The 21059-nt window shown below is 69.7% G+C and carries 19 protein-coding genes; 13 read left to right on the top strand and 6 right to left on the bottom strand.

What is annotated here, in order from left to right; translation table 11 throughout:
* Window positions 1-308 precede the first annotated feature (308 nt).
* From ABC337_RS08665 to ABC337_RS08625, 9 genes are all read left to right on the top strand, one after another.
* On the top strand, window positions 309-1754 hold the full coding sequence (locus tag ABC337_RS08665; protein WP_412884313.1) for an HNH endonuclease: 1446 nt from the start codon (window positions 309-311) through the stop codon (window positions 1752-1754).
* A gap of 320 nt (window positions 1755-2074) precedes the next feature.
* A complete protein-coding gene (locus ABC337_RS08660; protein ID WP_412884314.1) occupies window positions 2075-2692 on the top strand; it encodes a uracil-DNA glycosylase family protein in 618 nt (205 codons plus the stop codon).
* A gap of 114 nt (window positions 2693-2806) precedes the next feature.
* Complete coding sequence (locus tag ABC337_RS08655; RefSeq protein ID WP_412884315.1) at window positions 2807-3550, top strand: SDR family oxidoreductase; 744 nt, start codon at window positions 2807-2809, stop codon at window positions 3548-3550.
* Between the two features lie 6 nt (window positions 3551-3556).
* Window positions 3557-4534 carry an L-lactate dehydrogenase gene (locus ABC337_RS08650; RefSeq protein WP_412884316.1) on the top strand — a complete coding sequence of 326 codons (978 nt, stop codon included), beginning with the start codon at window positions 3557-3559 and terminating at the stop codon, window positions 4532-4534.
* Between the two features lie 76 nt (window positions 4535-4610).
* Window positions 4611-5318 carry a FadR/GntR family transcriptional regulator gene (locus ABC337_RS08645; RefSeq protein ID WP_412884317.1) on the top strand — a complete coding sequence of 236 codons (708 nt, stop codon included), beginning with the start codon at window positions 4611-4613 and terminating at the stop codon, window positions 5316-5318.
* 48 nt (window positions 5319-5366) lie between these two features.
* On the top strand, window positions 5367-6410 hold the full coding sequence (locus tag ABC337_RS08640) for an asparaginase (RefSeq protein WP_412884318.1): 1044 nt from the start codon (window positions 5367-5369) through the stop codon (window positions 6408-6410).
* An 8-nt stretch (window positions 6411-6418) separates the two neighbouring features.
* Entirely contained in the window at window positions 6419-7831 is a 1413-nt protein-coding gene (locus ABC337_RS08635; RefSeq protein WP_412884319.1) for an aspartate ammonia-lyase, read from the top strand.
* 29 nt (window positions 7832-7860) lie between these two features.
* On the top strand, window positions 7861-9414 hold the full coding sequence (locus ABC337_RS08630; protein WP_412884320.1) for an amino acid permease: 1554 nt from the start codon (window positions 7861-7863) through the stop codon (window positions 9412-9414).
* 66 nt (window positions 9415-9480) lie between these two features.
* Window positions 9481-10794 carry an ATP-binding protein gene (locus tag ABC337_RS08625; protein WP_412884321.1) on the top strand — a complete coding sequence of 438 codons (1314 nt, stop codon included), beginning with the start codon at window positions 9481-9483 and terminating at the stop codon, window positions 10792-10794.
* On the opposite strand, the gene ABC337_RS08620 is transcribed toward ABC337_RS08625, so the two are convergent.
* Together ABC337_RS08620 and gluQRS are read right to left on the bottom strand one after the other, a co-directional pair.
* The gene (locus ABC337_RS08620; RefSeq protein WP_412884322.1) at window positions 10791-11336 is read right to left on the bottom strand and encodes an HD domain-containing protein; all 546 of its coding nucleotides are present in this window, start codon (window positions 11334-11336) and stop codon (window positions 10791-10793) included. The genes ABC337_RS08625 and ABC337_RS08620 overlap by 4 nt on opposite strands.
* Before the next feature lie 9 nt (window positions 11337-11345).
* The gene (gene gluQRS, locus ABC337_RS08615) at window positions 11346-12236 is read right to left on the bottom strand and encodes a tRNA glutamyl-Q(34) synthetase GluQRS (protein ID WP_412884323.1); all 891 of its coding nucleotides are present in this window, start codon (window positions 12234-12236) and stop codon (window positions 11346-11348) included.
* Between the two features lie 327 nt (window positions 12237-12563).
* On the opposite strand from gluQRS, the gene ABC337_RS08610 reads away from it, so the two are divergent.
* Window positions 12564-13022, top strand: a complete 459-nt coding sequence (locus ABC337_RS08610) for an Lrp/AsnC family transcriptional regulator (RefSeq protein WP_400159627.1) — start codon at window positions 12564-12566, stop codon at window positions 13020-13022.
* A 35-nt stretch (window positions 13023-13057) separates the two neighbouring features.
* On the opposite strand, the gene ABC337_RS08605 is transcribed toward ABC337_RS08610, so the two are convergent.
* The 4 genes from ABC337_RS08605 to ABC337_RS08590 form a co-directional block, all read right to left on the bottom strand.
* Entirely contained in the window at window positions 13058-13558 is a 501-nt protein-coding gene (locus tag ABC337_RS08605; protein WP_412884324.1) for a DUF456 domain-containing protein, read from the bottom strand.
* Between the two features lie 24 nt (window positions 13559-13582).
* Entirely contained in the window at window positions 13583-14797 is a 1215-nt protein-coding gene (locus tag ABC337_RS08600) for an NAD(P)-dependent malic enzyme (protein WP_412884325.1), read from the bottom strand.
* Between the two features lie 217 nt (window positions 14798-15014).
* Window positions 15015-15611: a helix-turn-helix domain-containing protein gene (locus ABC337_RS08595; protein WP_290257244.1), complete on the bottom strand. Its 597-nt coding sequence runs from the start codon at window positions 15609-15611 to the stop codon at window positions 15015-15017.
* Window positions 15612-15735: 124 nt separating this feature from the next.
* Window positions 15736-17016: an MFS transporter gene (locus ABC337_RS08590; protein ID WP_412884326.1), complete on the bottom strand. Its 1281-nt coding sequence runs from the start codon at window positions 17014-17016 to the stop codon at window positions 15736-15738.
* Between the two features lie 97 nt (window positions 17017-17113).
* On the opposite strand from ABC337_RS08590, the gene rraA reads away from it, so the two are divergent.
* From rraA to ABC337_RS08575, 3 genes are all read left to right on the top strand, one after another.
* Window positions 17114-17590: a ribonuclease E activity regulator RraA gene (gene rraA / locus ABC337_RS08585; RefSeq protein ID WP_412884327.1), complete on the top strand. Its 477-nt coding sequence runs from the start codon at window positions 17114-17116 to the stop codon at window positions 17588-17590.
* Between the two features lie 107 nt (window positions 17591-17697).
* Window positions 17698-19356 (top strand): MDR family MFS transporter, encoded by a 1659-nt coding sequence (locus tag ABC337_RS08580; protein WP_412884328.1) that lies wholly within the window; start codon window positions 17698-17700, stop codon window positions 19354-19356.
* Window positions 19357-19544: 188 nt separating this feature from the next.
* The gene (locus ABC337_RS08575; RefSeq protein WP_412884329.1) at window positions 19545-20984 is read left to right on the top strand and encodes a sugar porter family MFS transporter; all 1440 of its coding nucleotides are present in this window, start codon (window positions 19545-19547) and stop codon (window positions 20982-20984) included.
* Window positions 20985-21059 lie beyond the last annotated feature (75 nt).

Below are 21059 nucleotides of genomic sequence, written 5' to 3'. Positions count from 1 at the left end.
GACGGTGGGGGTGACTGGGGTGCAGTGCGGGTTGAGGGCTGACGGCGGACAGGGGCGGTGCGCGCTCTCCCGGAACGCGGGCCGGGACCCCCGTTCCGCGCAGATGGCGAGGTGCGCTGCGCGCCTGGTCTTCGGGCCCCGCGGCCAGCGAACAGCGGACACTCGCCGTACGACGGCGTTACGCGCGCCGTCCTACGCCTCGGAGCCAGACGTGCTCCATATGACGGCCATTGCGTAGTTCCTTTAGCCGCTAGGGATTTCTCCGTGCTCTGCCTTTAAATGTCAGACCCTCCCGGTTGAATTGATTTATGGAAGGCACTCGGAAGCTTTTCGAAGACTTAGTCGCTGCAGCGGCCCCCACGGTGGGGGACGCGGCGGCGATCATCGATGAGCTCCGCGCCCTGGAGGACCGGAAGGCGGCGATCTCAGCCCGGCAGGCCAGGTTGGCCGTGGCCTTGGATCTGGTCCGGCGGCGGGAACAAGCGGCTCTTGGGTTGCCCGCGGACCAGCTTGGGGCCGGGGTCGGGGCGGAGGTCGCGTTGGCGCGGCGGGAATCCCCGGCCAAAGGCTCACGCCTCCTGGGTCTGGCCCGGGCACTGGTCACCGAGATGCCGCACACCCTCGCCGCCCTCGACACCGGACGGCTGAACGAATGGCGGGCCACGCTCCTGGTCCGCGAGACCGCCTGCCTGGACGCCGCGGATAGGGCCGCCGTGGACGAGGAACTCGCCGCCGACACCGGGACCTTCGACGGCGCCGGAGACCGGGCCATCATCTCCGCCGCCAAAGCCGCCGCCTACCGGCACGACCCACGATCCGTCACCCAACGCGCGGCACACGCCGAAACCGAACGGAGTGTCAGTCTCCGCCCGGCACCGGACACGATGTGTTACCTGACGGCCCTGCTTCCCGTCACCGCCGGCGTGGCCGCCTACGCGGCGTTGACCCGGCACGCCGACACCGCCCGCGCCACCGGTGACCCACGATCCCGGGTGCAGGTGATGGCGGACGCTCTGGTGGAACGGGTCACCGGGACACCTGGCGGGATCACCGGCATCGAAGTCCAACTCGTCATGACCGACCGGACCCTCCTCGCCGGCGATAACGAACCCGCTAGGCTCGCGGGCTACGGTGTCGTCCCGGCCGGGTGGGCCAGGAAACTCGTGGCTGCCAAGGGCGACATCCCAGAGCTCACAACGTGGGTGCGGCGGCTTTACACCGCTCCCGGCACCGGCGAACTCATCGGCATGGATTCCCGGGCCCGGCTCTTCCCCGCAGGGCTGCGCCGCTTCATTGAAGCCCGCGACAACATGTGCCGGACCCCATTCTGCGACGCCCCCATCCGTCACCTTGACCACATCGTTCCCTGGTACCGCGGCAGAGAAACCACAGCAGCCAACGGCGCCGGCCTCTGCGCAGCCTTCAACCACACCAAAGAAACCCCCGGCTGGACCTCACGACAAGCCATTGCGGAGGCACCACTCAACAAGGGGAGGCCGGGCGACAATCCCCCTCCGGCTACACGCCACACCCTCGAACTCACCACCCCCACCGGTCACACCTACACCTCAACAGCGCCACCTCTTCCCGGCAACTCAACGGGAAGTGGAGCGTGTTTCAGATCAGCACAGGGAGGGGAGCCAGCGACGGATCATGCCCATGGTTCCCGGCCTCTGGGAGGGCCGGAGCTGAGGGCGGAGCGTCATCGAATGAGGGCACGGCGGCTCGGGCGGAAGAAAAAGGTCGCGGCTTGAGTTGCAACGAGCCGTCCGACGCCCAGCTTGCTGGCTCGGGCAAAGTCGGACACCGCTGCGCGGGGAATGCCCCGACTTAAACACAGAACCTGCAGGTACCTTCGCGATCTCGCTATGAGCTGGCCCGGGAATCGAAACACCCTGAACGGCCCGTGAAAATCAGATGGTTACCTGCAGGCACTTAAAGCCTACGCCGCCGTCGAGCCCGGGGCCAAGGGGTCGGTGGACTCTTGCCCGGCCCCCGGAAATGGCTCCCAGCCTAGCGGCGTAGAGTGGACAGAGACGCCTGATTCTGGACGCCAAGTGCTGAGGGAGAAATCGTGACGATTGACTGGGACGAGAAGAAGACCCTGCTGCAGGAACCGAACATCGCCGCCGTCACCCAACTCTGTGATGAGCTCAGGGAGAAGAAGCCGGGCTCGGTGGTCCCCTACATCGACCCCGTCCATGACGAGGACGAATGCCGGATCGTCAGCCTCCATATCTCGCCCGGCAAGGGCTGCGAATCGGGGTTCCTCTCCCACTTCAACGACGACGAAGCCGCCCAGCGCGCCACGTCCATCTACGAGGCCGTGGATCTCGACCCCCGTTACGTCATGCCCTGGAACGCCTACCCCTGGGTCCGCGACCCCGGCCTTCCCACGGCACTGAACGTCCAGGAAAAAACCGACGGCCTCCGCCCGTTCCGCCAGTTCATGAAAATCAACAAGCGCGCCTCCGCCGTGATCGCCCACGGCGCCGACGCCCACTCCTTCCTCACCCTCTTCGAGAAGACGTACCACTCCTCGCTGAAGAACCGCGGCATCAAGATCTACAAGGCCACCGCCCTCGGCGGCCGCGCCTTCGCCGTCTCAGCGGCCAAGCAGGAGGAACTGCTCGCCAAGAACGTCGCCGTCTACAAGGACGCGATGCAGCGGGCGGGCATTCAGCACCTCTGATCCCCCGGGCATAACGGCCCTCCCCCGCCCCGCCCTCGGCGGGCATGCTGGGAGGGCCGGCCGCGCGGCCGGTCCACAGTGGCGCCCGGACGGCGCCGGAAGGGCGGGTGCGCGATGGGACGGTTGGACGGCAAGGTGGCCCTGATCAGCGGCGGCGCCCGCGGCATCGGCGCGGCCATGGCCCGGCGGTTCCTCGAGGAGGGGGCCAGCGCCGTCGTGGGGGATGTCCTGGACGACGACGGCGCCGCGCTGGCTGCCGAGCTCGGCGACCGGCTCCGTTACGTCCACCTCGACGTGACCCGGCCCGGGGACTGGGGCGCCGCGGTGGACCAGGCCGTCACGGCCTTCGGCGGCCTCAGCATCCTGGTCAACAACGCCGGGATCGTGACCTTCGGCCGCATCGATGAGTACCCGCACGAGCAGTGGGCCCGCATCATCGAGGTCAACCTCACCGGCGTCTTCAACGGCATCAAGGCGGCGGCCCCGGCCCTCGCCCGCGCCGGCAGTTCCTCCATAATCAACGTCTCCTCGATCGCCGGGATCCGCGGCTACGAGAACCTCCCCGGTTACACCGCCGCCAAGTTCGGCGTCCGCGGCCTGACCAAGGCCGCCGCCCTGGACCTCGGCCGCGACGGCACCCGGGTCAACTCGATCCACCCCGGTGTCATCCGCACCCCGATGACCGACGGCATGACCTTCGACACCGGGCACGTCGCCCTCCACCGCATCGGTGAACCCGTGGATGTGGCGGACCTGGCCGTCTACCTGGCCGGCGACGAGTCCTCCTTCGTCACCGGCGCCGAGTTCGTCATCGACGGCGGAGAGACCGCCGGCACCGTCATCACCCCGGCCGGCTGACCGCCCATGGCAACGGCAGCAACGCCCGGAACGGCACGCTCCGGTACCAAACTCGCCGTCGTCGGCGCCGGCAGCGTCGGCACCTCGCTGGCCTACGCCGCCCTGATCCGGGGATCCGCCGGCCACGTCGCGCTCTACGACGTCAACGCCGCCAAGGCCGAGGCGGAGGTCCTGGACCTGGCCCACGGCACCCAGTTCTCCGCCGCAGCCGTGACGGTCGACGGCGGCGGGGACATCGCCGCGGTGGCCGGAGCCGACGTCGTCGTCATCACCGCCGGGGCCAAGCAGTCGCCCGGCCAGACCCGACTGGACCTCGCCGGAACCAACGTCCGGATCCTCGAACAGCTCATGCCACGCCTCATAGACCACGCCCCGGACGCCGTCTACGTCCTGGTCACCAACCCCTGCGACGTTCTCACGGTCGCGGCCCAGAAGATCACGGGCCTGCCCCCGTCGCGCATCTTCTCCTCCGGAACCGTGCTGGACACCTCCCGGCTGCGGTGGCTGCTGGCGCACCGGGCGGGTGTCTCCGTCAGCAGCGTCCACGCCAGCATGGTGGGCGAACACGGGGACACCGAGTTCCCGGTATGGTCCGGCGCCACAATCGGGCCGGTCCCCATCCGGGAGTGGACGGTCGACGGCGGCCGCATCTTCACCGACGCCTCGCTCGCCGAGACCGCCCTGGACGTCACCCAGGCGGCCTACAAGGTGATCGCCGGGAAGGGCGCCACGAACTACGCGATCGGCCTCTCCGGCGCCCGGATCGTCGAGGCCCTGCTCCGCTCCGAGAACGCCGTCCTACCTGTCTCCACGGTGCTGGACGGGCAGCACGGCATCACCGGCGTCGCCCTGTCCCTGCCGAGCGTCGTGGGCCGGGGCGGCGTACGGACGGTGCTGGAAACACCTATGGACGACGGCGAGATTACCTCGCTGCACCACAGTGCGGAGACGCTGCGGCAGAGCCTGGCGTCCCTGGGAATCTAGGGAAATCCCTCCGCAGATCCCCGTCATCCGGCCCCGCATATTGACAGCCCGATGTGACCCCTGCCATATTTGAACCGTGAACCTGTCAGACAGCCGGACAGCTGGACAGCCTCTCGCCCGCCTCAGCGCCGCCGAAGCCGTCTTCAACGTCCTCCGCTCGGATATCGAATCCGGGAAACTCCCCGTCGGCGCGAAACTCAGCTCCGAGGCCACCCTCGCCCAGCAGTACGGCGTCAGCCGCTCCGTGGTCCGGGAGGCCCTGCGCTCCTGCACCGCCCTGGGCCTGACCGTGACCCGCACCGGGCGCGGCACCTTCGTGGTTGCCGACCGCGTCGCCACGGACCTGGTCCTCGGCCAGTACTCGGCCCTGGACCTCACCGAGGCCCGGCCCCACATCGAGGTCCCCGCCGCCGGACTCGCCGCGGAACGGCGCTCCGACGAGGAGCTGGAAACCATGCGGGACATCGTCGCCGAGATGGCCGGCGAGGACGATCCCGAGGTGTGGGTGGGCCTGGACTCGAACTTCCACGCCCTGATCGCCAAGGCCAGCCGGAACAAGGTCTTTGAGAACGTCGTCGCCGAGATCCGCGAGGCGCTGGCCTCCCAGTCGGAGACCCTGAACATGGTGGCCGACCGCCAGCACGCCTCCAACGACGAGCACCGGAAGATCCTCGCCGCCATCGAAGCCGGCGACGCCGCGACCGCCCGGGTGGCGATGAGCCAGCACCTGCACGCTGTCGGCGAGGCCCTCGCCTCCATCCTGCACCCCACCAGCGCCGCCTAAGCGCCCACCACCGGGCACCACCCGCGCCCACCCGATCCAAAGGACACCATGACTTTGCCTTCCCCCGCCCTCGCCCCGGACCGCCTGGACCCGGCCGGCCTGCCGCAGCACGCCGCCTTGGCGGCCCAGACCCGCGACGGGCTGGTCGAAAGCATCCACTACGGCTCGGTGGCGGCCACCGCCGCCGACGGATCCCTGCTGCTCTCCGCCGGCGACCCGCAGGCCCCGTTCTACCCCCGCTCGGCCCTGAAGCCGCTGCAGGCGGTCGCCATGGTCCGCGCCGGCCTCCAGCTCCCGGCCGATCTCCTGGCCCTCGCCGCGGCCAGCCACTCCGGCGGCCCCGAGCACCGCGACGGTGCCCTGCGCATCCTGGAACTGCACGGCCTCGGCCCGGACGCGCTGGAAAACAGCACCGACCTGCCCTACGGCGTCCGTGAGCGCGAGGAATGGCTCCGCGCCGGGGGCACGGCCACCCAGCTGGCCCAGAACTGCTCCGGCAAGCACGCCGCGATGGCCGCCACCTGCGTCATCAACGGCTGGCCCGTGGCGGGGTACCTCGACCCCGGCCACCCGCTGCAGCAGCAGGTGGCCCGGACCGTGGTGGAACTGACCGGCCAGGAGCCGGAACGGACCTCCACGGACGGCTGCGGCACCCCGCTGTTCGCCCTGCCCCTCGGCGGCATGGCCCGCGCCTTCGGCCGGATCGCCGCCGGGAACGGCACCGCTGGAATCGACACAGCGGAAGCCGCCGTGGCCGACGCGATGCGCCGCCACCCGGAGATGGTGGCAGGCCCGGACCGGGACGTCACCGCCCTGATGCGCTTGGTTCCCGGGCTGGTGGCCAAGGACGGCTTCGAGGGCGTCCAGCTCGTCGGCCTCCCGGACGGCCGCGGCGTCGCCGTGAAGATCTCCGACGGCGGCGACCGCGCCCGGATGCCCGTCACCGTCCGGATCCTGGAGGCTCTCGGCGTCGACGCGGAGGCCCTGTCCGCCCTCGCGACGGCCCCCGTCCTCGGTGGCGGCCACCCCGTGGGGCTGCTCCAGGCCACCGACTTCCTCTCCTCCATCACCCCCAGCACCGACGCACGCTAAGGAACGCCATGACCACCCCCGCCACCGCAGACTTCCGCTCGGAACACGACCTTCTGGGCGACCGGGACGTCCCCGCCGACGCCTACTGGGGCGTCCACACCCTGCGTGCCGTCGAGAACTTCCCCATCACGGGCCAGCCGCTGTCCTCCAACATGTACCTGGTCCGCGGACTCGCCGCCGTGAAGCTGGCCGCAGCCCGCGCCAACCACGAACTGGGCCTGCTGGACGCCCGCCGCGCGGACGCCATCGAGGAAGCCTGCACCGACGTCATGAGCGGCAAACTCAGCGAGCAGTTCGTCGTCGACGTCATCCAAGGCGGCGCCGGAACGTCGTCGAACATGAACGCCAACGAGGTGATCGCCAACCGGGCGCTCGAAATCCTGGGCAACCCCAAGGGCGACTACGCGCAGCTGCACCCCAACGACCACGTCAACCTCAGCCAGTCCACGAACGACGTGTACCCCACCGCGGTGAAACTCGGCACCATCTTCGCCGCCCGGGAACTGCTCGAGGCCCTCACCGAACTTGAGGACGCGTTCGCAGCGAAGGCCATGGAGTTCCGCACTGTCGTCAAGATGGGCCGCACCCAGCTCCAGGACGCCGTCCCGATGACCCTCGGCCAGGAGTTCGGCACCTACGCCGTCACCATCGGCGAGGACCGGCTCCGGCTGGCCGAGGCGGACCTGCTGATCCACGAGATCAACCTCGGCGCCACCGCGATCGGCACCGGGCTGAACGCCCCGGCCGGCTACGCCGAGGCCGCCTGCCGGCACCTCGCCCAGATCACCGGCCTGCCGCTGGTCACCGCCGTCGACCTGATCGAGGCCACCCAGGACGTGGGCGCATTCGTGCACCTCTCCGGCGTGCTCAAGCGGGTTGCCGTGAAGCTGTCCAAGATCTGCAACGACCTCCGCCTGCTCTCCTCCGGACCCCGCGCCGGCCTGGGCGAGATCAACCTACCCGCCGTGCAGTCCGGCTCCTCGATCATGCCCGGCAAGATCAACCCGGTCATCCCCGAGGTGGTCAGCCAGGTCGCCTACGAGGTGATCGGCAACGACGTCACCATCACCATGGCCGCCGAGGCCGGCCAGCTGCAGCTGAACGCCTTCGAACCGATCATCGTCCACAGCCTCCACAAGAGCATCTCCCACCTGGAAGCCGCCTGCCGCACCCTCACGGCACGCTGCGTCCGGGGCATCACCGCCAACACCGAACGGCTCCGCCTCACCGTGGAGCAGTCAATCGGCCTGGTCACCGCACTGAACCCGCACCTGGGTTACGCGACCGCCACGGCCATCGCCCAGGAAGCCCTCGCCACCGGCAAGGGAGTCGCGGAACTGGTCCTCGAACACGGACTGCTCACCGCCGAGCAGCTCGCCGACCTCCTCAGCCCGCAGCGCCTGGCCAACCTGAGCAAGTAGCGTCCCCCGAACCCCCAAAAGGACCCCCCATGTCATCTCCCGGAACAGCACGCTCCCCCCAGCCCACGGTCACTGACCACACCATCCCGCTGCACGCCCACGCCACCGAGGCGGCCCTGCACGCCGAGGACCAGGGCTACCACAAGAGCCTCAAACCCCGTCAGGTCCAGATGATCGCGATCGGCGGCGCGATCGGCACCGGCCTGTTCATGGGCGCCGGCGGCCGGCTCGCCGCGGCCGGACCCGCCCTGATCATCAGCTACGCCGTCTGCGGCTTCTTCGCCTTCATGATCCTGCGCGCCCTGGGCGAACTGGTCATGCACCGGCCCTCCTCGGGATCGTTCGTCTCCTACGCCCGCGAATTCTTCGGCGAGAAGGCCGCCTTCGTCACCGGCTGGCTGTACTGGCTGAACTGGGCGATGACCGCGATCGTGGACATCACCGCCGTCGCGCTCTACATGAACTTCTTCAAGAAGTACTGGGCGCCGATCGCGGACGTGCCGCAGTGGACCTGGGCCCTGGCGGCGCTGATCCTGGTCCTGGGCCTGAACCTGATCAGCGTCAAGGTCTTCGGTGAGATGGAGTTCTGGTTCGCGCTGATCAAGGTGGTGGCCCTGGTCTCCTTCCTGCTGGTCGGCATCTACTTCGTCATCTTCGGCACCCCGGTCCCCGGCCATGAGGTGGGCTTCACCCTGATCGCGGACAACGGCGGCTTCTTCCCGAACGGGCTGCTGCCCGCCGTCGTCGTGATGCAGGGCGTCGTGTTCGCCTACGCCTCGATCGAGCTGATCGGCACCGCCGCCGGCGAGACCGAAAACCCGGAGAAGATCATGCCCCGGGCCATCAACACGGTGATCGTGCGGATCGCGGTGTTCTACGTCGGCTCGCTGATCCTGCTCTCCCTGCTGCTGCCCTTCAACGCCTACAAGGCCGGCGAGAGCCCCTTCGTGACGTTCTTCGGCTCGATCGGCGTCGACGGCGTGGACGCCATCATGAACCTGGTGGTCCTCACCGCCGCGCTCTCCTCCCTCAACGCCGGCCTGTACTCCACCGGCCGGATCATGCGCTCCATGTCCGTCTCCGGCTCCGCCCCGAAGTTCGCCGCCCGGATGAACAAGGCCGGCGTGCCCTACGGCGGCATCGCCCTGACCGCCGGCGTGGCCGTCCTCGGCGTCATCCTCAACGCCGTGGTCCCGGCCGAGGCCTTCGAAATCGTCCTGAACGTCGCGTCCCTGGGCATCATCAGCACCTGGGGCATGATCGTGCTCTGCCAGATGCAGCTGGCGAAACTCGCCGCCCGCGGCGAACTCCTCCGGCCCTCCTTCCGAATGCCCGGCGCGCCCGTCACCGGCTGGATCACCCTGGCGTTCCTGCTGGCCGTTCTGGTCCTAATGGCCTTCGACTCGCCCGTGGGCACCTGGACCATCGCCTCCCTGGTGGTCATCATCCCGCTGCTGATGCTCGGCTGGCGCCTCTGCAAGCACCGCATCCTGGAGATCGCCGCGGTGCGTGACGGCTTCACCGGCCCCGCCCCGCTGGTAGCGAACCGGCCGGGTCCGGGTGCCGGCGGCGCGACCGTCTAGGCCGGATCGCCTAAGCTCGGAGCAGGCATTCCTTCGGGCTCAACGACGATCCACCGGGAGAAACACATGACCAGTTGGCGCATCCGGGACTTCCACTCCGCGGACCTGGACGGGATCCTGCACCTGTGGGAGACACTCAAGGCCTCGAACGTCGAGCCGGTCTATGCCCTCTCCGAGGTCCTCGCCTCCTGCGAAAAGGACCACGCCGTGGTGGCGGTGCAGGGCGAGCAGGTGGTGGGCGCCGCCGTCGGCCGCGCCGCCCACGACCAGGGCTGGATCGTCTTCCTGGCCACCCTGCCCGAGTACCGCGGCCGCGGCATCGGCACCTCGCTGCTGGCCGCGGTGGAAAACCGGATGGCCCCGCACGGGCTGAACAAGCTCTCCGCGCTGATGCCGGAATCCGAGACCCGGGTGGAGGCGTTCCTTGGCCGCGGGTTCGTGCTGAAGAAGAACCTCCGCTACTTCGAGCGCCGGATCCCGGTCCAGCGCCAGGAGCTGGAGCCGCTGAGCCAGCTGGGCGGCCGGATCCTGGCGCGGGACCTCTGGGAGAACGTCGCCGGGATGCGGAACGAGAAGGAACTCCTGGAGCGCCGTCTGGTGCTGCCGCTGGCCGAAGCCGAGCTGGCTGACGAGTTCGGGGTGGTCCCGCCGCGCGCCGTCGTCCTCTTCGGCCCGCCCGGGACCGGGAAGACCACCTTCGCCAAGGCGATCGCGTCCCGGCTGGAGTGGCCGTTCGTGGAGGTCTTCCCGTCCCGGCTGGCTGCGGACCCGCTGGGCCTGGCCGGGGCGCTGCGGGAGACGTTCCTGGAGATCGCGGAGCTGGAACACGCCGTGGTCTTCATCGACGAGGTGGAGGAGATCGCCTCGCAGCGCGCCGGGGATCCGCCCTCGCCGCTGCAAGGCGTGACGAACGAACTGCTGAAGATCATCCCGGCCTTCCGGGAGCAGCCGGGCCGCCTGCTGGTCTGCGCCACCAACTTCATCCGCGCTCTGGATTCGGCGTTCCTGCGCCACGGCCGGTTCGACTACGTCATCCCCATCGGCCTCCCGGACCGGCAGGCCCGCGAGGCGATGTGGCAGCGCTTCATTCCCGCCGCGGTGGTGGACGACGTCGACATCGAGCTGCTGGTGGAGCGCACAGAGGGCTTCTCCCCCGCGGATATCGAATACGCCGCCCGGAGCGCCTCGCAGCGCGCCCTGGAGAACGCGGTGTACGGGGAGGGCGACGGCGGAGCGCCCGGTTCCGGCGCGGGAAGCGCCGTGCGGCGGGGCCCGGCCACCCAGGATTACCTCGACGCGATCGCGGACACCCGGACCACTGTCAGCGCTGAGGTGCAGCAGGAGTTCCTCGAGGACATTGACCTGCTGGGCCGGGTCTAGGCGTCCCCGTCGAGTTCCGCCAGCAGCCAGGGGTTGATCCGGGCCAGGATCTTGCGCGTTTCCTCGACCGGAACGGCCGCGTAGAGGACGGGACGAGCGTCCGCGTACCGGGTCACCGGCGGCTTGTCCGGCCACTTCTCGGCCAGGGCCTGCACCCGTTCGGGGAGCGAGTTGTGGGCGTTGTCGGCGATCTTGACCAGTGTGGCGTCATGGTGCTCCGCGATCGCGCGGATCCCTGACTGGTAGTCGTCCGGGTTGTCCTGCAGCCGCTTCGTCACCCGATCGATGATGTCCACGGCCCGCTCGGAGACTCCCATCTCCAGCAGCGCCTGCCGGGTGATCGGGGTGTCCTCCGCGATGTCGTGCAGGTAGCCGGCGATCTGGATGTCCTCGTCGAAGTCGGCCAGCGCGTCGCCGACGGCCAGCACGTGCTCGCGGTAGGGCCTTTTCAGCTTGTCCTTTTGCCGGTTGTGGGCCACCTCAGCGAGGACCCTGGCCGTCTCGACGGTGAAGCGCGGTGCGGAAGGCTCTGTTTCGGGCATGGGTTCAGCCTACGCGTCCGTCATCCCCGGCCACACCCAGGGCTCCCGCGGCAGCGCGGCCGGGTCGAAGGCCGCCAGGGCATTCCCTAGGGGGCCGGGAGGCAGCCCGAGCGAGGCCAGGAGCAGGTCCCGGACCCGGTCCGCGGTCACGCCGGCGGCGGCCAGATCCGCCAGGGTGACGGCGCCGTCCCGCTTGGCCAGCCGGGCGCCGTCGGCGTTCAGCACCAGCGGCACGTGCGCATATTCCGGCACGGGAATATTCAGCAGGCCGGCGAGGTAGGCCTGGCGCGGGGTGGAGGGCAGCAGGTCATCGCCCCGGACCACCTGGTCGATGCCCTGTTCGCCGTCGTCGACCACGACGGCGAGGTTGTAGGCGGTGACCCCGTCGGCGCGGCGGAGCACGAAGTCGTCCACGACGCCGGTGAAACTCCCCAGGAGCCGGTCCCGGACGGTGCCCTCGGTGACCCCGGCCCGCAGCCGGATGGCGGCGGGGCGGAGGGCGCGCCTGGCCTCCCGTTCGGCGTCGTCCAGGGTCCGGCAGGTTCCCGGGTACGCGCCCTGCGGCGCGTGCGGGGCCGACGGCGCCTCCTGGATTTCGCGCCGGGTGCAGAAACATTCGTAGGTCAGGCCAGCCGCGGTCAGCCGGTCGATCGCGGCGGCGTAGAGCGGCTCCCGGCCGGTCTGGCGGACGACGGGGCCGTCCCAGGTCAGGCCGATCGCGGTCAGGTCCCGCAGTTGCGCCTCCTCGGCGCCGGAGCGGGCCCGGTCCAGGTCCTCCACGCGCAGCAGGAACCGGCGGCCGGAGGAGCGGGCGAAGAGCCAGGCCAGGAGGGCGGTGCGGAGGTTGCCGGCGTGCAGCTCTCCCGAGGGGCTGGGAGCGAAACGGCCGGCGGGATTCATGGGTCAAGCCTATGCCGGACAGCACAAGAGCCCCTCAGCCACCGATGACTTCGGGAAACCGACGTCGGGGGCTCAGGGGCTCTTGCCAGGGTGTGCGGAATGACCAGGGTGTGAACAAGAGTCAATCAGCGGCGGGCCCCTTGCGGGAGCCGGGTCCAGAATCCGGGAGGTGTACCGGGAGATCTTTAGCCATTGGGTGCCGGCGGTGGCCGGTGTTCCTTTGTTGCCACCATTTGAGCAGAAGCCCTACAGTTGATGCAACGGACGCCAGTGGCATTGATCAGACTGACCAAGGCACGCCAAAACATCTTGCAGGGAGTGGTCAGATTGCAGCAACTCGACGGAACGGACCGGCGGATCCTCCTGGCCCTCGACGAGGAACCCCGGATGCCGATCATGCTGCTGGCGCAGAAACTGGGCCTGGCCCGCGGGACCGTGCAGTCGCGGCTGGAGCGGATGACCGCCTCGGGTGCCCTGCGCGCCAACAGCAGCCGGGTCCTCCCGGCCGCACTGGGCCGCGGCGTGGCGGCGGCGGTGAGCGCCGAACTGGACCAGAGCCACCTGAACGAGGCGATCGCCGCGCTGCGGAACATCCCCGAGGTCCTCGAATGCCACGCCCCCGCCGGGGACACCGACCTGCTCATCCGGGTGGTCGCCACCAGCCCGGACGACCTCTACCGGGTCTCCGAGGAAATCCGGCTCTGCCCGGGCATCGTCCGGACCTCCACCAGCATGTTCCTGCGCGAGGTCATCCCCTACCGGACCACCGGACTTCTCGCCGACTAGGCCCCCGGACGGCACCCGCACCCACCGCTACGCCTCTAAGCGACGGCGGCGGTCCAGACCCCGATCACCCAGGTGCTGGCGGCCAGGCAGGCGAGACCGAACTCGGCCAGCATGCCCAGGCCCGTGGCCTTCAGGGCCGCCCAGCTGGACGCCGCGGCGGTGCGCCAGGCGCGGGTGCGGTGCAGCTCGCTCAGCAGCAGGGCGGCGGCGAAGCCGACGAAGAGCCCCACCACGGGAATCAGGAACATGCCGACGACGCCGAACACCAGCCCGGTGACCACCGAGCGGCCGGGGATGCTGTGCTGCTTGAGCTTCCGGCCCGTCAGCACCGCGCCGGCGGCCATGCCAGCCAGCACGAACACCCCGCCCACGGCAAGGACCACCCAGCCGGTGGTGCCCGCCCCGCCCCAGAGGGCCCAGGCGAGCAGGCTGAGGGCAATCAGGATACTGCCCGGCAGGACCGGGATGACGATGCCCGCCACCCCGGTCAGGATGGCCAGGCCGCACAGGACGGTGACGAGCGTTTCGGCGAACACCTGCCCAGTCTAGGGCCGGCCCGCCTACCCCTCGGAGACCGCGGCGGCGACGGCGGCGGCCACCGCCGGGGCGACGCGCGGGTCCAGCGGGCTGGGCACGATGTAGTCGGCGGAGAGGTCCTCCTCGGCGAGCGCGGCGATGGCCCGCGCGGCGGCCAGCTTCATGGCCGGGGTGATCCGTCGCGCACCGGCGTCGAGAGCGCCGCGGAAGATGCCGGGGAAGGCCAGGACGTTGTTGATCTGGTTCGGGAAGTCGCTGCGGCCGGTGGCGACGACGGCCGCGTACTTCGTGGCGACCTCGGGCAGCACCTCCGGGTCCGGGTTGGAGAGGGCGAACACGATCGCGCCGTCGTTCATCCGGGCCAGGTGCGCCTCGTCCAGCCGGGAGGAGGAGACGCCGATGAAGACGTCGGCCGCGTCCAGCGCCTCGCCCGGACCGCCGCTGACCCCGCGCGGGTTGCTGCGGGCCGCGAGCCGGGCCTTCTTGCTGGCCGGGTCCGCGGCGATGTCCGCCCGCTCCCGGTTGATCACGCCGCGGGAGTCCAGCAGGACGACGTCGTCGATCCCGGCGGTTAGCAGGATCTCGGCGACGGCGATGCCGGCGGCGCCGGCGCCGGAGACCACCACGCGCAGGCCCTCCAGGTCGCGGCCGGCGACCTTCGCGGCACCGGTGAGGGCGGCGAGGACCACGACGGCGGTGCCGTGCTGGTCATCGTGCATGACGGGGCAGTCGAGGGCCTCGATCAGCTTCTCCTCGAGCTCGAAGCAGCGCGGGGCCGAGACGTCCTCCAGGTTGACGGCGCCGAAGCTGGGCCGCAGGCGGACCAGGGTCTCCACGATCTCGTCGACGTCGGTGGTGTTGAGCACCAGCGGGATGGAGTCGAGGTCGCCGAAGGCCTTGAACAGGGCGGACTTGCCCTCCATTACCGGGAGGGAGGCGCTGGGACCGATGTTGCCGAGGCCCAGGACGGCGGTGCCGTCGCTCACCACCACCACGAGGCGTTCGGCCCAGGTGAGGGTCTTGGCGAGTTCCGGTTCCGCGGCGATCGCCCGGCTGACCTGGGCGACGCCCGGGGTGTAGGCGATGGAGAGGTCGCGCTTGCTCTCCAGCGGGACGGTGCTGGCGATGGAGAGTTTGCCGCCCTGGTGGGAGGCGAAGATTTCCTGGTCGTCGATCGGGGCGGCTGCGGTCCCGGCTGCGTCGTCGGCGGAAGTGGGCAGGATGGTTTCAATGGACACGTCGTTGTCTCCTGGGGCTGACCGTGGGCATACGGCACTTGGCTGCCTGGGCGCGGACGCGCCCAGGGTGGTTGTGGGGAACTCCGGCGGCGGCCCCGGGGTGGCGGGCCTGCGGTGGAGATTCCGGAAAGTGCTGGCATGGCGCCGCTCCGGTGTTGCCATGGTAGCCAGATTCGGGGCCGGGCCGGAGTCGGCCGGACACAAAGGAGTAACCGGTCTAGACCGGCTTGGCCGCCTGGGACCCGCGTTCGAAGAGGGAGCAGGCCCGCTTCAGGTCTTCCTCGGCCTCAAAGAGCGAGAGCCTGCGGCACCGCACGGACTGCACCAGCCCGGACACGGTCAACAGCAGGACCCGGGACACCACGGGGTCGCCGCTGACGGCGGTGACGGCCTTCTCCGCCGTCGCGTCGATATCGCGCAGCAGGCGGGTGGTATCCGTGTCCTTGGCGTACACCACCCGGTTCAGGCACTGTTCCACCGCCGGCTGCATCAGGCGCATGTGGAAGATCTCCATCACGACGCCCACCAGGACGTGCACCGGGGCGCGGGTCCCGGCGGGCCGGTCGCCCACGTGCAGCTCGCCGAGCTGCTTGCGGTAGAGGGCCAGCATCAGCTGGGTGGAGGAAGGAAAGTACCGGTAGAGGGTGCCCAGCGGCACGTCGGCCTTCGCGGCCACTTCGGAGAGCACGACGGCGTCGAGGCCGGTGCGGGCGAAGCCGGCGGCGACGTCGAGGATGCGGGCATAGCGCTGACGCTGCCGGGGCAGCGTGGGCGGCGGCGCCATCGGGGGAAGATCGGAAAGAGACTCAGGCATCGGCAAGGTTCCGGGGTCGTTTTCTCGGCACTGCGGAGGCGTGCTCCGCCGGGGTGCCGCGGGAATCCCGTCCACTATACGGCACCGGGCTGGGCGCCCGGCCAGTCACACGGGAGCCTGCCGCTCAGTCCACGCCTTTGATTTTCACGACGAACACCGCACCCAACAGACCTATCACGGCCGCCGCGACGTAGAGCGAGACGTACCCGCCCCAGAGGGCGACGAACGGGTAGGCGATCAGCGGCGCGAGCACCTGCGGGAGCGAGTTGGCGATGTTGATGACGCCCAGATCCTTGCCGCGGCTCAACGCCGTCGGCAGCACCTGGGTGATCAAGGCGAAGTCGACGGCGAGGTAGGCGCCGAAGCCGATGCCGAGCACCGACGCGCCCACCAGGGCCCCGGACCAGGTGGGGTCGAAGGCCAGGACCAGGGCGGCCGCGGCGATCACGGCGGAGGAGACGATGACCAAGGGTTTGCGCCGCCCCATACGGTCGCTGAGCCGGCCGCCGATCACGCTGGTGATGATCACCATCACCGCGTACAGGCCGGTCAGGATCAGCACGCCGAATTCGGCCTCGATGCCCTGGGTTTCGCGGAGCCGGACCGCGTCCGTGAGGAAGAACAGGAGGTAGAGGGTGATCATGTGGTTGCCGATGTTCACCAGCAGCCGGGTCAGCCAGGCCCAGGCGAAGTCCGGGTAACGGGCCGGGGAAACCCAGAAGCTGCGGAGGAACGCGGCCAGCGCGAACGGCGGCCGCTCCCCCGGCGGGAGGGCGACGTCGTCGTTGCGCCGGTAATACAGCACGACGCCGGCGAGCAGGACGGCGGCGCAGAGCACATAGCCCAGGCCAAAGTGCCCGGCGACGACGGCGGCGATCACGGCGCCCAGCAGGATGCCGACGGTCTGGCCCATCGCGGCGAGGCCGCCCACGGTGCCGCGCTGGGCGACGGGGACCCGGTCCGGGATCGCCGCGGTGATGGCGGCGTAGGCGGCGTTGCAGCCGGCCTGGACCAGGCACCACAGCAGCGCCATGACGGCCACGTTCGGCGCCCCGGCGAGCGCCACCAGGGCGGCGGCGCCCAGCACCGCTCCGGAGACCACCCACGGGACCCGCCGGCCCCGCCGTGCCGCGGTGCGGTCGCTCAGCGCGCCGCTCAGCGGGTTCGCCACCACGGACACGGCCGCGCCCGCCCCGGTGACCAGGGCCAGGATGGCTTCCTTCTGCCCCTCGTCGAACACCGCGGCCTGCTGGCCGAGGAGGACCTGGAGCGGGCCGAAGAAGGCGGCGTTGATGCCCACGTTGACCAGGACGACGCCGGTGGTCCACACCGGCCGGACGGGCCGGACCGGTTCGGCGGTGGCGGGTGAGGCACTCCCGGCGGCCGGCAGATCGGACAGGCTCATGTGGTTCCCCCCGGAACGGATGGCTGGCGCGGTGGACCAGGCTGGGGCCAGACTATCGTGGGCTGCAAGAGCCACACCCGCCGCCAGAGGAGACGCCATGACCCGGACGCCCGTCAACACCGCCGACCTGTACGACGAGCGCGGGGAGGAGTTGGACTCCCTGGCCCTGCAGTTCCAGTCGCTGGGCGGCCGGAGCCACTTCGACGGCCCGGTCCGGACCATCCGCTGCCTCGAAGACAACGGCCTGGTCAAGAGCGTGCTGGCGACCCCGGGCGATGGCGCGGTCCTGGTAGTCGACGGCGGCGGCTCGCTGCGCACCGCCCTGATGGGGGACATGATCGCCGCGAGCGCCGTGGAGAACGGCTGGGCCGGCGTCGTCATCAACGGCGCGATCCGTGACCGCGTAGCCATCGCCGGGCTCCCGCTGGGCGTCAAGGCCCTGGGCAGCAACCCGCGCAAGAGCGCCAAAAACGGCGCCGGCGACCAGGACGTGGAGCTGGTGATCGACGGCGTCAGCATCCGCCCCGGGCAGCGCATCTGGTGCGACCCGGACGGCATCCTGCTGGAGCGCTGAGAAGGCCGGGAAAATTGGCCGGAAAATCAGGAACAAAGCTGGCACTAAGATAGTTACTGAAAGCAACCTTTGTGCTTAAATCCTGAATCTTTCCCCTTGGAGCAGTCATGTCCACCACCACCTCCGCCCGCCTGCCCGGTGAGGTCCTGACGCACCGTCAGACCATCACCGTCATGGTGGGCCTCATGCTCGGCATGTTCCTCTCGTCGCTGGACCAGACGATCGTCTCGACGTCCATCTACACGATCGCCAACGACCTCGACGGCCTCTCGCTGCAGGCCTGGGCGACGACGGCCTACCTGATCACCTCCACGGTGAGCACCCCCCTCTACGGCAAGCTCAGCGACATCTTCGGCCGCCGGCCCCTGTACCTCGCGGCCATCCTCATCTTCCTGGCCGGGTCCCTCTACGCCGGGTCGGTCCACTCCATGACCGAACTGGCGATCGCCCGCGGCATCCAGGGCATGGGCGCCGGCGGCCTGCTGGCCCTGGCGCTGACCATCATCGGCGACATCGTCGCCCTCAAGGACCGCGCCAAGTTCCAGGGCTACTTCATGTCCGTCTTCGGCGTCTCCTCCGTGCTGGGCCCCGTGATCGGCGGCGCATTCGCCGGTTCCGCGAACATCCTCGGCTTCGACGGCTGGCGCTGGGTCTTCTTCATCAACATCCCGATCGGACTGGCTGCCCTCGCCGTCGTGTTCCTCTACCTGCACCTGCCCGCCAAGCACCTCAAGCAGAAGATCGACTACTGGGGGGCCGCCGCCATCACCCTGGCGATCGTGCCGCTGCTGCTGGTCGCCGAACAGGGCCGCACCTGGGGCTGGGCCTCCACCGAGGCCTTCGTCTGCTACGGGCTGGGCGTCGTCGGCATCGCCGCGTTCCTGCTGGCCGAAAAGCGCGCCGGTGACTACGCACTGATCCCGCTGCGGCTCTTCAGCAACACCACCTTCGGGCTGTCCTCGCTGCTGAACTTCATCATCGGCATCGGCATGTTCGGCGCCATCGCGATGCTGCCCATGTACCTCCAGCTGGTCAAGGGCCTCACCCCCACCGAGGCCGGCCTGATGATGATCACCTTCACGGTGGGCATCCTGACCGGTTCCATCACCGCGGGCCGGACCATCTCCGCCTCGGGCACCTACCGGATCTTCCCGATCCTGGGCACCGCCGTCCTGACCGGCGCCGCCGTCGTCATGGGCCTGTCCCTGGGCGTGGACACCCCGCTCTGGGTCCCCGGCGCGATCGCCGTGTTCTTCGGCCTGGGCCTGGGCTTCTGCATGCAGCCGCTGACGCTGGCCATGCAGGTCTCCGTCCCGCCCAAGGACATGGGCGTGGGCACCTCCTCGGCCGCGTTCTTCCGCTCCATGGGCGGCGCCGTCGGCACAGCCGTGTTCATCTCCATGCTCTTCAGCCTCGCGGCGGACAAGGTGGGCAACGGCATGAAGGCCGCCGTCCAGAACGCCGACTACCTGAAGGTCCTCAAGAACCCGGCGGTGGCGGCGGACCCGGCAAACGCCAAGCTGTACGCCTTCTTCAAGGACGGCGCCAGCAACGATTCGCTGAACGACACGAGCTGGCTGCACACCGCCAACCCCGAGCTGACCCGCCCGATCACCGAGGGATTCGCCCAGTCGATCGACGCCGTCATGCTCACCGCGGCCATCCTCACCGGCCTCGCGTTCCTGATCACCTTCGCACTGCCGAACAAGAAGCTCACGGACCCGAAGGCCGCCGCCCGGGAAGGCGCCGCGGCCGCGGCGCACTGACCTGCGCGCAGGGTGACACCCTCCGGCGGGAGCGGCTTCGGCTGCCCCCGCCGGAGGCGCTTAACCGCCCGGTTCCGCTATGTTTCGGCTCACTTTCACGGTCCCCGTGACGTGCACCATGCGGGGACCGGTGTAAAACTGGATAGTTGCGGCGCAAGCCGCTGACCACGATTTGCCGAGGGAGCCATATGACCACCACCCAGGACCAGACCGCCGCGAAGATTCCGAAGCGGGTCATCTGGCTAGCCGTGGCGGGCGCCGTCGGCGGCTTCCTCTTCGGCTTCGACTCCTCCGTCGTCAACGGCGCCGTCGATGCCATCAAGGAACAGTTCGCCCTCAGCGAGGCCGTGACCGGCTTCGCCGTCGCCGTCGCCCTGCTGGGCTGCGCGGCCGGCGCCTACCTCGCCGGGAAAGTCGCGGACCGTTACGGCCGCATCCCGGCCATGAAACTGGGCGCCCTGCTGTTCCTGGTCAGCGCGTTCGGCACCGGCTTCGCCTTCGGCGTCTGGGACCTGATCTTCTGGCGCCTGATCGGCGGCCTGGGCATCGGCCTCGCCTCGGTGATCGCTCCCGCCTACATCTCCGAGATCTCCCCGCGGCACGTCCGCGGCCGGCTCGCCTCGCTGCAGCAGCTCGCCATCACCACCGGTATCTTCGCGGCGCTGCTCTCGGACGCCCTGTTCGCCAACACCGCCGGCGGCGCCGACCAGAACCTCTGGTTCGGCATCGAGGCCTGGCGCTGGATGTTCATTGCCGGCGCCGTCCCCGCCGTGATCTACGGCTGGATCGCGTTCACCCTGCCGGAATCCCCGCGGTTCCTGGTGGTCAAGGGCAAGGACGAGGAGGCCCGCAAGGTCTTCAAGTCGATTGCCCCGAACGAGGACACGGACCGTCACCTGCGCGACATCAAGGACGCCATCGAAGAGGACAAAATCGCCGGCAAGAAGGGTTCGCTGCGCGGCAAGGCCCTGGGCCTGCAGCCGGTGGTCTGGATCGGCGTCATCCTCTCCGTGCTGCAGCAGTTCGTCGGCATCAACGTGATCTTCTACTACTCCACCACCCTGTGGAAGGCCGTCGGGTTCCAGGAAAAGGACTCGCTGACCATCTCGGTGGCCACGGCCATCACTAACATCCTGGTCACCCTGGTGGCCATCGCCCTGGTGGACCGGGTGGGCCGCCGCCCCATCATGCTGGCCGGCTCGATCGGCATGGCCGCCTCGCTGGCCACCATGGCCGTGGCCTTCGGCTCCGCGACCGGCTCGGGTGAGAACATCACCCTCCCCGGCGGCTGGGGTCCGGCGGCGCTCGTGGCCGCCAACGTCTTCGTCATCAGCTTCGGCGCCTCCTGGGGCCCGCTGGTGTGGGTGCTGCTGGGCGAGATCTTCCCGTCCCGCATCCGTGCCCGCGCGCTCGGCCTGGCCGCGGCCGCCCAGTGGATCGCGAACTTCGCCATCACGCTGAGCTTCCCCGTCATGGCCGCCGCGTCTCTGCCACTGACCTACGCCATGTACGCCCTGTTCGCGGCGGCGTCGTTCTTCTTCGTGATGTTCAAGGTCCCGGAGACCAACGGCATGGCCCTGGAGCACGCCGAGACGCTGTTCGTCCCGAAGGGTTCCGCCAAGAAGTAAGCCGCTCGGCGGGGAGGTCAGTAGGCAGCTCAGCCGGTAAAAGCACAAAGGTCGGGCCCATGTTTCCGCGGAAAC

The organism is Arthrobacter phoenicis (assembly GCF_047238215.1).
GTDB lineage: Bacteria > Actinomycetota > Actinomycetes > Actinomycetales > Micrococcaceae > Arthrobacter.
The sequence above is the reverse complement of the archived record's forward strand: the minus strand, read 5'-3'. Positions and strand labels throughout refer to the sequence as shown.

What these genes read in the sequence shown, in the direction of transcription:
- ABC337_RS08665 (WP_412884313.1), top strand. Translation starts at nt 309, where the DNA reads ATGGAAGGCACTCGGAAGCTTTTCGAAGACTTAGTCGCTGCAGCGGCC.
- ABC337_RS08655 (WP_412884315.1), top strand. Translation starts at nt 2,807, where the DNA reads ATGGGACGGTTGGACGGCAAGGTGGCCCTGATCAGCGGCGGCGCCCGC.
- ABC337_RS08650 (WP_412884316.1), top strand. Translation starts at nt 3,557, where the DNA reads ATGGCAACGGCAGCAACGCCCGGAACGGCACGCTCCGGTACCAAACTC.
- ABC337_RS08640 (WP_412884318.1), top strand. Translation starts at nt 5,367, where the DNA reads ATGACTTTGCCTTCCCCCGCCCTCGCCCCGGACCGCCTGGACCCGGCC.
- ABC337_RS08635 (WP_412884319.1), top strand. Translation starts at nt 6,419, where the DNA reads ATGACCACCCCCGCCACCGCAGACTTCCGCTCGGAACACGACCTTCTG.
- ABC337_RS08630 (WP_412884320.1), top strand. Translation starts at nt 7,861, where the DNA reads ATGTCATCTCCCGGAACAGCACGCTCCCCCCAGCCCACGGTCACTGAC.
- ABC337_RS08625 (WP_412884321.1), top strand. Translation starts at nt 9,481, where the DNA reads ATGACCAGTTGGCGCATCCGGGACTTCCACTCCGCGGACCTGGACGGG.
- ABC337_RS08620 (WP_412884322.1), bottom strand. Translation starts at nt 11,336, where the DNA reads ATGCCCGAAACAGAGCCTTCCGCACCGCGCTTCACCGTCGAGACGGCC.
- gluQRS (WP_412884323.1), bottom strand. Translation starts at nt 12,236, where the DNA reads ATGAATCCCGCCGGCCGTTTCGCTCCCAGCCCCTCGGGAGAGCTGCAC.
- ABC337_RS08595 (WP_290257244.1), bottom strand. Translation starts at nt 15,611, where the DNA reads ATGCCTGAGTCTCTTTCCGATCTTCCCCCGATGGCGCCGCCGCCCACG.
- ABC337_RS08590 (WP_412884326.1), bottom strand. Translation starts at nt 17,016, where the DNA reads ATGAGCCTGTCCGATCTGCCGGCCGCCGGGAGTGCCTCACCCGCCACC.
- rraA (WP_412884327.1), top strand. Translation starts at nt 17,114, where the DNA reads ATGACCCGGACGCCCGTCAACACCGCCGACCTGTACGACGAGCGCGGG.
- ABC337_RS08580 (WP_412884328.1), top strand. Translation starts at nt 17,698, where the DNA reads ATGTCCACCACCACCTCCGCCCGCCTGCCCGGTGAGGTCCTGACGCAC.
- ABC337_RS08575 (WP_412884329.1), top strand. Translation starts at nt 19,545, where the DNA reads ATGACCACCACCCAGGACCAGACCGCCGCGAAGATTCCGAAGCGGGTC.